The sequence below is a fragment of the Arthrobacter sp. B0316-1-20 genome (assembly GCF_059091865.1).
Genome location: NZ_JBNHHC010000067.1, coordinates 1 through 14,600, shown reverse-complemented (window position 1 = coordinate 14,600; position 14,600 = coordinate 1). Strand labels below are relative to the sequence as shown.

General features: G+C 64.7%; 15 protein-coding genes. 6 read left to right on the top strand and 9 right to left on the bottom strand.

Features of this window, described 5'->3' with window-relative positions; all coding sequences use genetic code 11:
* Positions 1-99: 99 nt before the first annotated feature.
* Positions 100-339, bottom strand: a complete 240-nt coding sequence (locus AC5RW2_RS37510; protein WP_494037204.1) for a hypothetical protein — start codon at positions 337-339, stop codon at positions 100-102.
* A 1,516-nt stretch (positions 340-1,855) separates the two neighbouring features.
* Here AC5RW2_RS37510 and AC5RW2_RS37505 point away from each other — a divergent pair.
* Positions 1,856-2,587, top strand: a complete 732-nt coding sequence (locus AC5RW2_RS37505; protein WP_494075143.1) for an SDR family NAD(P)-dependent oxidoreductase — start codon at positions 1,856-1,858, stop codon at positions 2,585-2,587.
* A 395-nt stretch (positions 2,588-2,982) separates the two neighbouring features.
* On the opposite strand, the gene AC5RW2_RS37500 is transcribed toward AC5RW2_RS37505, so the two are convergent.
* From AC5RW2_RS37500 to AC5RW2_RS37465, 8 genes are all read right to left on the bottom strand, one after another.
* Entirely contained in the window at positions 2,983-3,750 is a 768-nt protein-coding gene (locus AC5RW2_RS37500; protein WP_494033005.1) for an SCO1664 family protein, read from the bottom strand.
* Entirely contained in the window at positions 3,750-4,304 is a 555-nt protein-coding gene (locus AC5RW2_RS37495) for a DUF3090 domain-containing protein (RefSeq protein ID WP_494033006.1), read from the bottom strand. Before AC5RW2_RS37495 ends, AC5RW2_RS37500 begins: the two co-directional genes overlap by 1 nt.
* 24 nt (positions 4,305-4,328) lie before the next feature.
* Positions 4,329-5,021, bottom strand: coding sequence for a histidine phosphatase family protein (locus AC5RW2_RS37490; protein ID WP_494033007.1), 693 nt, complete (start codon positions 5,019-5,021; stop codon positions 4,329-4,331).
* A gap of 395 nt (positions 5,022-5,416) precedes the next feature.
* Positions 5,417-5,575, bottom strand: a complete 159-nt coding sequence (locus tag AC5RW2_RS37485; protein ID WP_494033008.1) for a hypothetical protein — start codon at positions 5,573-5,575, stop codon at positions 5,417-5,419.
* A gap of 211 nt (positions 5,576-5,786) precedes the next feature.
* On the bottom strand, positions 5,787-6,776 hold the full coding sequence (locus AC5RW2_RS37480; RefSeq protein WP_494033009.1) for an LLM class flavin-dependent oxidoreductase: 990 nt from the start codon (positions 6,774-6,776) through the stop codon (positions 5,787-5,789).
* A 319-nt stretch (positions 6,777-7,095) separates the two neighbouring features.
* A complete protein-coding gene (locus AC5RW2_RS37475) occupies positions 7,096-7,281 on the bottom strand; it encodes an SbtR family transcriptional regulator (RefSeq protein WP_494033017.1) in 186 nt (61 codons plus the stop codon).
* Between the two features lie 289 nt (positions 7,282-7,570).
* Positions 7,571-8,671 carry an NtaA/DmoA family FMN-dependent monooxygenase gene (locus AC5RW2_RS37470; RefSeq protein ID WP_494033010.1) on the bottom strand — a complete coding sequence of 367 codons (1,101 nt, stop codon included), beginning with the start codon at positions 8,669-8,671 and terminating at the stop codon, positions 7,571-7,573.
* 104 nt (positions 8,672-8,775) lie between these two features.
* Positions 8,776-8,904, bottom strand: coding sequence for a hypothetical protein (locus AC5RW2_RS37465; protein ID WP_494033011.1), 129 nt, complete (start codon positions 8,902-8,904; stop codon positions 8,776-8,778).
* Positions 8,905-9,262: 358 nt separating this feature from the next.
* On the opposite strand from AC5RW2_RS37465, the gene AC5RW2_RS37460 reads away from it, so the two are divergent.
* The 5 genes from AC5RW2_RS37460 to AC5RW2_RS37440 all read left to right on the top strand — a co-directional run bounded on the left by AC5RW2_RS37460 (position 9,263) and on the right by AC5RW2_RS37440 (position 14,422).
* Positions 9,263-9,844, top strand: coding sequence for a TetR/AcrR family transcriptional regulator (locus AC5RW2_RS37460; RefSeq protein ID WP_494033012.1), 582 nt, complete (start codon positions 9,263-9,265; stop codon positions 9,842-9,844).
* A gap of 351 nt (positions 9,845-10,195) precedes the next feature.
* The gene (locus AC5RW2_RS37455) at positions 10,196-10,537 is read left to right on the top strand and encodes a carboxymuconolactone decarboxylase family protein (protein ID WP_494033013.1); all 342 of its coding nucleotides are present in this window, start codon (positions 10,196-10,198) and stop codon (positions 10,535-10,537) included.
* A 917-nt stretch (positions 10,538-11,454) separates the two neighbouring features.
* On the top strand, positions 11,455-12,063 hold the full coding sequence (locus AC5RW2_RS37450) for a hypothetical protein (RefSeq protein WP_494033014.1): 609 nt from the start codon (positions 11,455-11,457) through the stop codon (positions 12,061-12,063).
* 920 nt (positions 12,064-12,983) lie between these two features.
* Entirely contained in the window at positions 12,984-13,712 is a 729-nt protein-coding gene (locus AC5RW2_RS37445) for a glycosyltransferase family A protein (RefSeq protein WP_494033015.1), read from the top strand.
* Between the two features lie 533 nt (positions 13,713-14,245).
* Positions 14,246-14,422, top strand: a complete 177-nt coding sequence (locus AC5RW2_RS37440; protein WP_494033016.1) for a CsbD family protein — start codon at positions 14,246-14,248, stop codon at positions 14,420-14,422.
* The last annotated feature ends 178 nt before the right edge of the window (positions 14,423-14,600 follow it).

The window sequence follows — 14,600 nt, the reverse complement described above, 5'->3', positions numbered from 1 at the left end:
TTTCTGTTAGGAGCTCATCACCTGGTAGGCCGGCAAACCAGTACAGGTGTTGAGCTTGGACTTTTGAAGAAGGCCCGCCTTGTGCGGGCCTTCTTACCGTTAAGAGGCCATTTGCTCGAGCGGCAGCCTCTCCTGATTGTCTTTATCGAAATCCAGGGACTTCAGTTTGTCGTCAATCATGGCCGCCACCCATTCGCTCACGTTGGAGTAGCCCTCCATTGCAGCGGCTTGCGGAAGCAGATCATGATTCTTCACCGGTACGCGGGTTCCCACGAAGCGGCGTGCGCCCTTACTCCGTTGCCCGCCTCCGCGGTTTCCTGTAGCAGCCATGTTTTCCACTGTCCTTCGGATCTTGTGCCGGGTGCCCGTTTCTTCCGGGGTAAACCGGTTTCGCAGGCGTGGCCGGCGGCCATGCATTGATTCGGATCGAACAACCGGAATCCGTCCGGGTGACGCCTGAGCGGTCACCTGTAACTTTTTCCAGATGTCCTGAACCTACCACCGTCGAACCATCCCTGGACGCAAGTGAAAAAGTTTCCACCGGTGTGTCGCCCCCGTCACGGGGAGGCCTGACGCCCGGCGGTGTTACGCCATCATCGCAGGCACAAGTTTTTGACCCACCAATGGTGATTTCGGTGTTTTTGGTGGGAATGGAACCAATATGCCGATTTCGACTTCGTCGGTCACATATCCACCTCATATAGGGTGCTGGGAGCGATGTTTCCAATGGAACTTATGGAACCAATCGCTCTAAGGCAGCCCAGAAATTTACCATTGTGTTATTGACCGCCCCACGAAATCGGCCCGGGCTGTCGGCTGATCGCGCCAACTGGCCGGGGCAAAAATTCTTGAAAACTTTTCCGCCCCGGCGTGTCGCACAGGTACACCTGCGGCCACCGGCGAGCTGCACCGGCGGAACCTGGCGCCGGAGACCAGTGCATTGCCGCCGATGAGGATATCCGTGGTGCCGCCGGTGGGCTTGCGAACGGATCCAGGCCAGCAATGCAATGTCCACCGCCAGGTTATTGCGCTGGTTGGTCAGCTCGTTGGCCGATTCGCGCGCAGCCGGGCTTGAGCGGATGCTCTTGTTCAGTTGGGCCCGGAAGGCGCCCTGCTCACGTCTGCGGCATTGAATCCATGCCGGCTCGGGCGGCTGCCACCGGGCGTTGAGCCCGGAGTATCCGGTGGATAGCTGAGTGCGGGGCAGCGGCATCCTGCAGCAGCACTCCGCAGGGGCAGCCTCACCGGCTGGTTAACGCCGTTCTGCCCGGTGGACCGAAAAGGGCTGCAGTTTGGCCGAGAACCCATGCTCACCCGGCTCCTGAAGGACCTGCTCGATCCAGTGCAGCGCGTTGGGGCGCGCGCGACCGGGCGTCGACGGCGGTTTCCGGACTGTCCGAGGTGATCGCCGCATTAGCTCACCACTCGCTTCAATAGGTCCGATTATTGCATACGATAATGCCCGTTTATGCTACTAATCACCGGGCAGCCCCGTTTTTCGCCCGAAACCGCGGGAAACCGGGGAGCCGGTGAGAATCCGGGCCTCGCGGTGCCGGATCAGCGCCCGGCGGGCCCTGGACAAGGCAGCCGGGATCGGCGCAGCGCGGAGCCGACGGTCACCTGACCCTGCCGCTGGAGCAGGCTGCCGAGGGTGACAAGGCGATGGATGAGCGCCGGGCCACGAAGGTGGTCCTCACGCTGCGAGCCGTCCACTGAAGGTGACGAATACGGCTGTTTCGACACTCGATCGAGGCAGCGGCCTGACCGCACCCAGTGCAGGAGCCCATAATGGGGCTGGACCCATACTTCACCAGCGGCGGCAACATCAGGCAATCGCCGTAGCGAGGGAGGACTGATGGCGCGCATTTTTATCACCGGCTCCACCGACGGGCTCGGACGGGCCGCCGCGCAGTCCCTCCTGGGCGACGGCCACCATGTTGTCGTGCACGCACGCAGCGCCGGCCGTCTGGCCGCGGTACAGGATCTCCTTGACTGCGGCGCGCTAAGTGTGGTCGGTGACCTGTCAGACATCGGGAAAACGCGCGACGTCGCCGACCAAGTGAACCGACTCGGTCCGATGGATGCCGTGGTCCACAACGCCGGCGTGCTCAACGGTCCGCATGTCTTTGGGGTCAACGTCGTCGCACCCTACCTGCTCACCGCCCTCATCCCCCGCCCGCACCGGCTGATCTACCTCAGCAGCGGCCTACACCGCGGCGGCCGCGCCGACCTGACCGGCCTGGGCCGCAGCGGCGGGGCACAAAGCGTGTCCTACTCGGACAGCAAGCTCTACGTCACCGCTCTCGCACTGGCCGTCGCCCGGTTATGGCCGGACGTTCTCAGCAACGCTGTCGATCCCGGCTGGGTGCCCACCAGGATGGGCGGCCCGAACGCCCCGGACGACCTGCGGCTCGGCCACCTCACCCAGGAATGGCTTGCCACCAGCGAGGACCCGCAGGCACGCACGAGTGGCGGCTATTGGCACCATCAGCACCTCGTGCAAGCACACCGGGCCGCCTACGACCACCGGCTGCAGACCGAACTGGTGAACCACCTGGCCCACATCACCGGAGAGCGCCTTACCTAAACCTCATCCCGTGCCGAACCGGGGCACGAGGATGCCTAGCCGTGCGGGCAGCTACGCGGCCGGTGTCCGGTTCCATTCCAAGTCCGGCGGAGGCACCTGCTGGTCCTACTGGATGCGCAGCACCGATGACGGTCTTGGCCCCGAACCCGGCTCACCACACGGCTGAAAATCACCGAACATATGCGCCGTTATCGGCGTTTGTGCCGTGAATTCCCGGTGACAGTTGATGTCTCTCGCATCGCCGAAACCTTCGGAACAGAGGGTTGCCCGCCGGGGCCTGGCTCCTTGGAGAATCGCCAGCCGAGCTCGCACTCAGGAATGATGAGCTCCGTCGCTACCTTAAAATCCATGCCATCAACGTGACACAGCCTGCGAAGCGCGTAGCCGTAATTCCCTTAGAACAGCGGCCAGGGCACCGCCGACATCTCACCGCTCGGAGCCGGAAACCGCCCTGCCAAGCGCAACCGGGCGCAGCGCGCGGCGAGCGATGCGATTTCTTCGGCGCTGAGCAGGTCCGCCAGGTTTCGGCCCAGCCCACCGTGCAGTCCTTCGCTGACACGATCGATGCCGTCGCGTTCCTCGGCGGTCAGAGCGTCTCCCAGCCACCCCCACAGCACCGTGCGCAGCTTGTGGTCACGGTGAAAGGTGAGCCCATGGTCCACGCCGTGCCGGTGTCCGTCCGTCATGGCAAGAATGTGGTCGCCTTTGCGGTCGGCGTTGTTGACGACCATGTCGAACACCGCCATGCGTCTGAGCACTGGCGAGTCTTCGTGAACGAGGGCGATCATCCGTCCGTTCTCATCTCGTCCCTCGAGAACGTGTTTCCAGCCCGTCTCCGGCACGTGGTCCGTCGCGACCAGGTTCACGGCGCTTTGGGCGGGGTCTTGCTCCTGCCAGAGCTGCACCATTCCTTCGCCCATCGGACCATCGCGCAGCCAGGTGTGCGGCACGACGTCCCAGCCGAAGACCTGCGAGACCAGGTAGGCGGCCACCTCCCGGTGAGCCAGGGTGCCGTGGGGAAAATCCCACAGCGGACTTTCGCCTGCTATCGGCTTATAGACGACCACCACGTCGCCGATGCTGCCCAGGAATGTAGCGTTTGAAGCCGTCGTGATGCGGCCGGTGAGCGTCAGCTCGGCGGTCACTAGGTCCGGCGCTGGCATCAGACCTCGGGAAGGGTGCAGATGTGCCCGTCGGCGTCTATGGGGTAACCGCAGAGCGAGCACGTCGGACGCCCGGCGCCCACGATCTCACGGGTGCGCCTGGCGAATGCGCGGGCGGTGCCGACCGGCATTCGCACCAGCAGCATTTCGGGCTCGTTAGCGCCGTCCTCATCAAGCGATTCGTCGTTGTCATCAGCATCGGCATCGGTGATGGAGTAGGCCTCTATTACGACCTGCGCCGTGGTTGGGTCCCAACCTAAGCTCATGGCGCCGGTCCGAAACTGCTCCTGAACGGCCTCGAGCTGGTCATTGTCGACAAGTTCAATGGGAGTACTCGTGGGAACACTGAAGGGGTTGCCCTCGACGGTGATGAGCTGGTCGAGAATTTCGTCGATCTTCTCCGCGAGCAGAGCCGACTGCTGCTTCTCCAGGGCTATACTCACGATCTGCGTCCCTGCGCGCACCTGCAGGTAGAACGTGCGCGCCCCCGGAAGGCCAATGGTGCCAACGACGACCCGATCAGGCCAGGCAAACTCGTGAACACGTGTAGGCATGTCAGTATTTTAGGCACATGAGGTTCATGGCGCCTGTTGCCCTGCACCGCCGCCCACCGGCGCATCGCCGGAGTGGATGCCGTTCGACAGCCACGACAGATCCCCCGCGTCGGTGTTGGTCGCGTAGACGCTCGGCCGACTAGCGCCGTAGCGCACGATCGATACGGAGGCGGGGCCCACGTTAATACGCTGGAACAGGTCAAGGTGCATGCCGAGCGCATCGGCGAGGATTGACTTGATGATGTCACCGTGACTCACCGCCACCCACACGGCCCCTGGCCCGTACTCGGCTTCAAAGGCTGCATCGTGGCGTCGAATCGCTGCCACCGACCGAGCCTGCATCGCGGCCATGGACTCACCGCCGGGAAAGATGACGGCGGACGGTTGCGACTGCACAACCTGCCACAAATCCTCGGTCGCGAGATCACTGAGCGTGCGGCCCTGCCACTGGCCGTAATCGCACTCGGTGAGATCGAGATCGACCGGCGCGTACGGCGTGCCAGTCTGGCGATCGAGGATGAGCTGGGCGGTCTGCTGACAACGCTCAAGAGGGCTCGACACCACCCCGACTAGGGGCACGGCCGCGAGCCGGTCTCCGGTCAGAGCCGCCTGGCCGCGCCCGATCTGGTCCAGGCTGACGCCGACGGCCCGACCGGCCAGCAGTCCAGTGGCATTGGCTGTGGTGCGGCCGTGCCGCACGAGAATAACTGTCGCCATCCACCCAGCCTAACCACCCGCTCGATGGCGGTGTGAACCGTACCGGGTCGCGCGTCGAACAGGCAGATAAAGCACTGGCGGAACCCTTCAAGCACGCCGACGCGCTCAAAGCCGCCCAGACGGACTCGGCACGCATTGACCAGCTCATGCCGACGCAGCAAAACCGGAAGAACCGGCACAGCCAGAACCCCCGGCCGAACTCGACCCCCGCATGGAGAACGTCCTGTACCCGCTCCGCGTCGGATCCAGTAGCTCCCGCCCTCTCAGAGCGGGTCGTGTGCCATTGGTTGTGATGGACCACACCGACCCCGCGCTGTGCGCCCAGAACCAGGGCGCGGCACTCTTTGGAGAAGACGGCGGGCTACGCGGCCCGAACGGCCCGCCTCAAACGCCCATCAGATGGCGGCTTGCGCCAGCGCAGCGCCCATCTTGGTTCGGAACTGCTCGAACTGCTCGCATGCCTGGCGAAGAGAAGTCACGATGGACTTCATGTCCGCGACGCAGGAGTGGGTCATAAAGCGTGGGGGAGCGTTTTGCCCGTCCGGTTGGGGCATACGCTGGGTCCTTCGTGGCGGGGGAGTAGGTGTATTCGGGGTGCTGGCCTTGACGTTCTGGTAGTCGAGGTAAAAAGCGTGCTCGGCGCAAGTTCCTCCTGAAGACTCTCGACCCTGGTTCGGCCCGGTGCTGGTGCCGTGGGGTAGGCCCCCCAGGCACCGGGGCGTCCGGCCCTGCTGCGCTTTACCCGGGGGCAGAGTCACGTGCTGTTTAGAACCAGGTCTCTGCCAGTAATTGCAACGAGCGGTCGCGCACGGCTGGATCAAACGCATAGGTCGAGGTGATGAGCTCATCGGCGCCGGTGCGCTCGACGAACTCCTCCAGCTGCGCCCTCACCGTCTGCGGGGCGCCCACGGCCTTGACGCGGAGCATGGGATTGTCCTTCCCGCCTTGCCCGACCAGCGTGTCCGGGTCCACCGGTGGTTGGATCTTGCGGCGCTGCCCGGTCAGGGTGTCGTGGAACATCTGCTCGACCACCGTGAACTCGCGCTCGGCCTGCTCGTCGGTGTCGGCCACCATGACGTTGATGCCCGCCATCACGTAGGGCTCGTCGATCTGGGCGGTGGGAACTTCGGCGGTGAAGGCCTCCCGGTACACCCGGATCGCGTCATCGATCTGGTTGGGGGCGAAGTGCGAGGCCAGGGAGAACGGCAGGCCCAGCTGGCCGGCGATGGAGGCTCCATTGACGGTCGACCCCAGCACCCAGATCGGCACCTCGGTCCCGGCGGACACGGCCGAGACGATCGGCGTACTATGCGCGGTGCCAGAATCGCTGAACCAGCCCTGCAGATCATGGATGCTTCGGGCGAAGGCCTGCGGTTCGGCCGAAGACCGGCTCAGCGCCTGGGCGGTCATCCCATCCGTTCCCGGAGCGCGCCCCAGGCCCAGGTCGATGCGGTCCCCGTGCATGTTGGCCAGCGTGCCGTACTGTTCGGCCACCATGAGCGGGGCGTGGTTGGGCAGCATCACCCCACCGGAGCCCAGACGGATCCGCTCGGTGACCGAGGCGGCCTGGGAGATCAGCAGTGCGGTGGCGCTGGAGGCGAGGTTGGGGGTGTTGTGGTGCTCGGCGAACCAGAGCCGGTGGAAGCCCAACCGATCAGCACTGCGGGCCGAATCCATCGAGGCGGCGATGCCGTCCCGGGCCGTGGACCCCTCGGAGATGGAGACCAGGTCGAGAATGCTCAAAGGCACAGACATTGTCGGAGTTTCCCTTCGTTCGCACAGTGGGTGCATTAAGCGGTGACAACGATCACCGCTGGTGGTATTTCTGTCTCCCGCTGAGGCCCGTGACGCACTCAGCGGGGCCGGTCAGGCGACACCGGCAGCGGGATGGTGTTCGACGTACAGAGTGTGGCTGCCCGCCCCCGGGGGAGGATTTGGGGTGGTTTGCCTGAGTCCTTCGGGATCTGGCAAATGGTGCATGGCCCCCGGGCCCCGCCGACCTGACCATCGTCAAGGCAGCGGACATCAGGCACAGTCCGGTACCGGCCGGTGGCCGCCATCTTCAGGGTTGCCCCTAGCCGGCGGCCCAGCCGTAGCGGAGCACCGTGGGCAGCAGGTCCGAGGTGGTGCTCTCTGCCGTCGCGGCCTCTGCTGCCCACACCACCGCCAGCGCCCCGAGGTAAAGGTCACGGCCGCTCAGTCCCTCCCTGGCCTGGCCGTCCCGCTGGGCCCTGCGCAGGAAGTCCTCGGTCGTGTCAATAAGTCCCTGGCACGGTGGGTGTCAGCGGAGACGTGGGCGTCATCCAGGCCGCCCGCAGGGGCTCGGGCAGCCCGTGGTAAACCCTGATCCAGTCGCCGAGTGTTTCGAGCCACCGCTGAAGCGCTTCGCCGGAGTCTGGGTGTGGTCGCCGAGGCGGTGGTAGGTGCTGGCATCTGTGACGTTCTTGGTGGTCATGGGTTTTTCCTTCCTCGGGGTTCGGTCAGGGCAGTCTCGGCGGCCCTCGATGAGCGGGCCCTGGGCCGTGCCGGTGCCGGCCGGGCTGGGTCCGTCAAGGCCGACGATGCTGCGGGATGGGCAGCTCGAGGTTGCCGCGCAGCGTGGTGGATTCGTAGTCCGTTCGGAAGATGCCCCTGTCCTGAAGGATCGGGACGACCAGGTCAACGAAGTCCCTCAGGCCGGTGGGGTGGTCCTGCCGGACCAGCAACATGTCCATCGCCCCTGCCTGATGCCATTCCTGGATCTGGTCGGCCACGTTCTCGGCGGAGCCGAAGAACAGGGGTCGGGGGAGCGGGTACGGGCGGTTCAGATCCTGCATTTCCTGGAACTTCGCTTCGGCTTCCTGCTCGGTTCTTCCGACCAGCGGCGTCTGCGACAGTGCAATGACGAAGTCCTCCGCTGATCGCCCTGCTGACGCGACCCGGTTTTTGAGCTCGGTCGCAGTGGCCTGGGAGGATTCAAGCGATTGCCCCAGAATGAAGGCCCCATCCGTGTATTTCGCGGCGTTCTCCATGAAGTTGGCGGAGGACCCTGCCGTGAACAGCACTGGCCGGCCTTGTGCCGATCGGCTGATATTCAGCGGACCGTCCACGGAGAAGTATTTGCCCCGGTAGCGCACGGGGTGCATCTTGGCCGGGTTCAGGAAGATGCCGCGTTCCTTGTCCCGGATGAAGGCGTCATCTTCGTAGGAGTCCCACAGGCCCAGGGCGATCTCCATGAATTCGGTCTGCATGGGGTACTGATCGGCCTTGGTCAGGTGCCCCCTGCTGTAGTTGACCATTCCCCCCGGATTGGACGTGATGGCATTGAGCCCTGCCCGTCCCTTGCTGATCTTGTCAAGAGACAGGATCTGCCGTGCGGCGGTGAATGGATCAGCGTAGGAGGTGGCAATCGACGCCGATAACCCGATGCGGGTGGTCGCCATGCTCAAGGCGGACATGATGCTCACGCCCTCGAACATGCTCAGGTAGTGGGGGATGTTCCCGGGGCCGACGTGGCTGACGTCGACCAGGAAGAGCGTGTCGAACTTCCCCGACTCCGCGATCTTTGCCTGTTGGACATAGTGGTCAATGTTCTCGCTGGCATCGACCGGCATATCAGGGTGGCGCCAGCCCGTGAAATTCCATCCAAGGCCTTCAAGGACGGCGCCCATCTTCAACTTCTTTTCTCTGGCCACTGCCGGGCACTTTCCCTTCGAATAATGGGGCCTCGAGGATTCGAGCCCCGCATGCTTCATGGACATATGGACATGGGGCGTCAGATCAGGAGTTCCTTGGCCAGCAGGTCGTAGGCCCGCAGACGGCCCTCCTGGTCTGCATGGAAGTCGACAATCATGATCTCGTCGGCCAAGGCATCACCGGCCAAGCCCCGCAGCGTTCCTGCCACCGTCCGTGGAATTCCTCAGGGCCCCGGTCGGCGTACTGCCGCGGTAGATATACGTGACGTCCAGAATGGACAGTTCGGGAGCATCCTGTACTGCCGTATCGGCCATGCGGTCGTCTCTCCTGGTTACGGGCCGACCCACGGATGGGGTCGGCCCTTGCTTCCCGGACCCTGTGGCCGGTTCTGCGCCCGGGTCTGCGGGTCCAAGCCGGTTCTGCGCGGAAAGGCCGGCCGAGGGGTTGGAGAGGTGCCACACCCACCCCCTCGGTCCGCACAAGCGGACACGTTCTCCACTTCAACGATTGCTACTATAGGCGGAGACACACTCCGATTGTCAAAACCGTAGATGTAGGGGACCGCATTGCTCACCGGCTCGAAACCAAGGCGCGCAGATGCGCGGCGTAACGAGGGCAGGATTATCGAGGCGGCGCTGACCCAGTTTTCCCGGCGGGGGGTCGCGGCGCCGCTGGACGAGATCGCCAAGGGGGCAGGAGTCGGCCCCGGCACGCTCTACCGGCACTTCCCGACCCGCGACGACCTGATCGCCTCGACCCTGCGAGAACGCCTGGACGAGCTCAGGGCCATGCGGGATTCACTGGCGCAGACCGGGGACGCGTCCTCGTCGCTTCAGGACTGGCTGCGCGGATTGTGCGACTATTTCAAGACATTCCAGGGACTGGCCGACCCCATGCTTTCCGCAGTCAAGGAGCAGACTTCGGCGCTGTCCCTCACGTGCATGGAGTTGCAGGACATCACCGCGGAGTTCCTCCAACGCGCCCAGGACAAAGGGATGGCAAGACCAGATATCAGCGCCAGGGACCTTTTTCTGGCCCAACTGGCCCTCGCATGGGTCGAAGATGTGGCCGCGGAATCCCATGCCGGCGTTGAGCCGCTGGAATCCCTGCTCCGGGAAGGATACGCAGCCCCCACCGTCACCCCGTGACTGCAATCGCCGCCGCGCCAGGCCCGCACGCCATAACACCCGTCGGGATGCCCGGTCCCGCCTGGCATCCCGCCCCCCTCTGCCCGCGATGGTCATCGGCGACCCTCGGATGCCCGCTGCACCACTTGCCTCAACATTCGTTCGTTGATGCGACACTCAACCTGGGCAGCGGCCGCCCCCAAGCGCAACGCTGCAGATCCTGGCCGGATCGACGTAACCTGCCCCGGGGGTGGCATGCGCCGCCCTGGGACCAGGTGGAGAACCCGGGTGGCCGGGACCGCCATGCGCGGACCGTGAGACTGTCACCGGCTTCCCGCGCCTGTTCTGACCCCGACTGGAAAGGATCACACCATGACGACCCACTACCACTCCCCGCAGGACCTGGACCGGCTGGGCGAGTTCAAGGAACTGGCCGGACCCGAGTTCACCGCCTACGCCAAGTTCGACGGGACGATCGGCCGCGAAGACGGGTCGATTGACCCGCTGAACCGCGAGCTGATCGCCGTCGGCGTCGCGATCTCCTCCCAGTGCCCGTACTGCCTCCAGGTCCACGTGACCAAGGCCAAGCAGGCCGGCGCCACCAAGGCCCAGATCGCCGAGGCCACCATGATCGCCGCCGCCCTGGGCGCCGGCGCGGCGGTCACCCACGGGACCCTGGCCTTCCGCATCTTCGACGAAGCCGACGAGGCCTGAGACTCCACGTCGCACCGAGGGTCGGCTCTCCAGGCCAGCCTCCGTCCTAGGCGTTCAACCAACCGTTGCCTCACACCCAGCACCCGGTCAGGGGCGGTCGCTACCGTTGCAAGCGCCTCATCAAGGTGCCAGTGATGCGATGCAATCAGTATGCCCGGCACTTTTAGACTGATTGCAGGTGCTCACACGAAGCACATAATGACGTCGCCCGACGAGCCGAACTGCTAACCACTCAGTCTCGCGTAAGCCGATCCTCCAATGGTTGGCAGGCCAGCGAAATAGAAGACCACGTAGAGCCGGTCTCCACGGTTATTGCAAGCTTATGCGACAAATCCCCGGCCGGCCCCGTCTTTCGGCCCGAAAACGCGGACCGCGTGAACAACGGGGCTGCCCACGGGCCGGGGCCCGGGCAGGCAGTCCCCGGTGCTCGGCGGTAACAGGGCCGGTGCCGCTCAGCGTCCGAGGGGTCCGACGCTGAAGACTTCATGACACGGTGAAGAGCGGCCGCGGGCCGGAGAGCCAATGATGCGCAGTCACCACTGTTAAAGGCGTACCCGGAGAGCTTTCCCAGCGGGTTGCGGCGTTAGCCGGGCTCGTGGTGGCGCTTTGGGCCGCTGTGTTATGGATTCTCGGGCAGCAGGCCGTGCCGGTGAAATAGGCCCGCCTTCCGGGGGCGTAAACACGGGGCCGAGCCACTTTGTCCCCTGTAGGCGCTGTTGTCGGTGTCCGTGGATAAAGATGGGCCCGAACATTCCTGGACCCGCCTTCGGCTCCTCCACCCGGGCGGGGCCGTATCGTGAAAATCGCTGTGACCTGAAATTTATGAGGGGCATAATTTCATAACGTTTTCCCAAGGGATGATTGAGAAAATTCCCCCGGTTTACGGATGGGAATTGAATTAGCGCTGCATTTGCCGCTTGGACCCAACCGTTAACGGCTGCAGCGAGAAGATCCGCAAACCCGAAAAGGGTGCCGATCGGCACTTCGAAAACCATGTTTCGGAGAAGACCATGCAGAGCAAGACCAGACAGATTATCGGAACGGCGGCGGTTTCCAGTGTATTTCTCGCCGTCGGAGTCACCGGAGCCCAGGCAGGCGGAGACATCGAAGAGACCACCGGTGTTGCCACCGAATCCGTAATCACCGACGCCACCGCCGTGCAGGACCCGCTCGGGGCTGAGGAAGAGGACCCGTATCCGGAAGAGGAAGAGGAAGAAGAGGAAGAGGAGCCGATCGAGGACGAGGAAGAGGAAGAAGAGGAAGAGGAGCCGATCGAGGACGAGGAAGAGGAAGAAGAGGAAGAGGAGCCGATCGAGGACGAGGAAGAGGAAGAGGAAGAGGAAGAGGAAGAGGAAGAGGAAGAGGAAGAGGAAGAGGAAGAGGAACCGATCGAGGACGAGGAAGAGGAAGAGGAAGAGGAACCGATCGAGGACGAGGAAGAGGACGAGGAAGAGGACGAGGACAAGGTTAAGGACAAGAAGGACAAGGTCAAGGACAAGAAGGACAAGGTCAAGGACCGGCGCTAGGCTGACGGCCAGGATCCAGCCAAGGATCTTCTGCCGGGCCTCAAGGGCCAGACCCTGCGCATCCGCAGGTTACCGGGTCTTCCGCACATGCGGAAGACCCGGCATTTTATGCGGTGGCTGTGCAGCAGGAGTGCGGCTGAAAAGATGGTCTGTTGTACCTGGGGGGCAGGTTCGGCTGGTTGCTCCGGTCCGCCCGCTTCGGCAATTGCGTACCGGAGCCTATGCGGCGGAACTCTCTGAAGGGGAACGCCCGTCGGGACGCTGCGCTGCGTCCGGCCCATCCGGGGGTTGGCCGTGGTCCGCTGCGCAGTGTTTGTCGGCTCTGCAGGGGCCGGGCAGCGCATCTGCCGCAGCTGGCCGGTCAATCCACCAGCACCGGACCGGGGCCGGACGGCTTCAGGGGGCTGCCCTTGTTGGGTCCCCTGGCAATAGTCTCTCGTGAAAATTTTGCCTGCTCTCTGATGGTCTACCTGTAGGGACTGCAGGTAGAAGAGCCGCGGCACCATCCGGGTGGGCTGCTTAGGAGATTTCGGACAGCGGATTAGTGGTTTTCTCTACGCTGCCGCGGACGGCTGCTGGTAACTGTAGTGGACCTCGTTGGGGTACCGGTAAGCCAGTGCTAAGGACGCTGTGCTGTGCCCTCGCCGGACCCGTCAGCCCGGATTGGAAGCAGGCATTGGGGCTTCTCTGCCTCCGGTGCCGGCCTGCTCGTTACCCGGTTGCTGCTGAAGTCTTATCCTCTGCTGCCCGCATCGCCCGGTGAGCGCACACCTGCCCTGAGCCCGGCCGGAGGAAACCGGCCGCCGGGTCCAGGGAACCGGCAGCGCCTGGCCTTCTAGGATGGGCCAAAGGGCCGGGACGGGCACAGGCACGCGATACGGCTGCCGGATACCCGCTACCGGCCGGTGAAGGGAGCAGAGATGGAGCCGTCGCTGTCGGTGGTCATTCCGGTGAAGGATGATGCCGTGATGCTGGCCCAGTGCCTGAGCCTCATTGGGGGCCAGAGCGTCCGGCCGCTGGAGATCGTGGTGGTGGACAACAACTGCGCCGATGACAGTGCTCGGGTCGCCGCCCGGTATGGTGCCCGCGTCGTCGTCGAACCGGCTCCCGGCATTCCGGCCGCCGCGGCGGCCGGTTACGACGCGGCGGCTGGCACCGTCGTGGTCCGTTGCGATGCTGATTCGGCGCCGCCGGTCCACTGGCTGGAACGCATCCAGGACGCTTTCACCGCCGACCCGGCCCTGGATGCGCTGGTCGGCACCGCGGATTTCTACAGCCTGTCCCGCCCCTGGGTACGGGCGGCCGGCGCGCTCTACCTGCAGTCGTACCTGCTCGGGATGCGACCGGTGTTCGGGCACGTGCCGCTGTGGGGATCCAACATGGCCTTCCGGCGCGCCGCCTGGCAGGAGGTCAGTGCGGCGGTGCACCGGGATGATCCGGAGCTGCACGACGATGTGGACCTCAGCTTCCACTTCGGCCCGCACCGCACCATCCGGTACGACCCCGGACTGCGGGTCGGGATCTCGCCGCGGTCGCTGTACGGGTTCCGGCAGAACCTGCGGCGGCTGGACCGGGCCCGCCGGACCGTGGCCCTGCACTGGGGAACCGAACGGCCCTGGCAGCGGTGGCGCCGCCGCCGGGCCGGCTGAAACCTGCAGGGGACTGGACCCCTGGCCGAGGGCACAGCGGGATGGCAGGAGCGCGGACAAACCAGAGGTGATGACACCGGTTGCACCCGGCCGTGCCGCCCAGCCGCCGGCCACGCAGGGGCAGTCTGATTTTTCAACCTACCCGGATCCGGTAACCACGTAAGGACGCCATTGACTGTGCTCAGCATGCCCTATGAGAGCCGGGTGCATCGTCGGCTGCCGGTTCCGGGACCGCTGCGGAATGTTTGAGGTCTTCGGGCCATCGCCGGCAGTTCACTGCGGTTGCACCCGGCCGTGCCGCCCAGGCACCGGCCGATTCGGTCGGCAAGCCGGCGGGCGGACTGGCCGATTCCGGTTTCAGTCCCTGCCTGATGCGGCTGATCCTGTTGAGCGGCGCGTGCGGATCCGGCGTCTGACCGCAGCGGACCGGAACGAGGGCTTCTCCAGCTGTTGCAGACGCTGACGCGGTGGGACGATGAAAGCGGCAGCCCCGGAGGCTGCCGGCAGGTGTACGGGAGGGCAGGAGAGGGACCATGGGCCTGGACGACAAGATCAAAAACGCCGCCGAGAAAGCTGCCGGCAAGGCCAAGGAAGCAGCGGGCAGGGCCGCCGGGGACGAACGCCTGCAGGCCGAGGGGCAGGCCGATCAGATCAAGGCCGACCTGAAAAACGCCGGCGAACATGTCAAGGACGCCTTCAAAAAAGACTGACCGGACCGGACACACCCCCGATGCCGGCAGCCGGCGCGGGGGCCTGCCGGCCACAGGCCGGTCACGGACAGGCTCCGGTGAAGGCGGTATTGCTTTACCGGGGGAGAACATTGACCCGTCCGTGTGCAGAGGCCAGCTCTTCCTTCGCCGCCGTTTATGGGAAAAAATATGCATAACG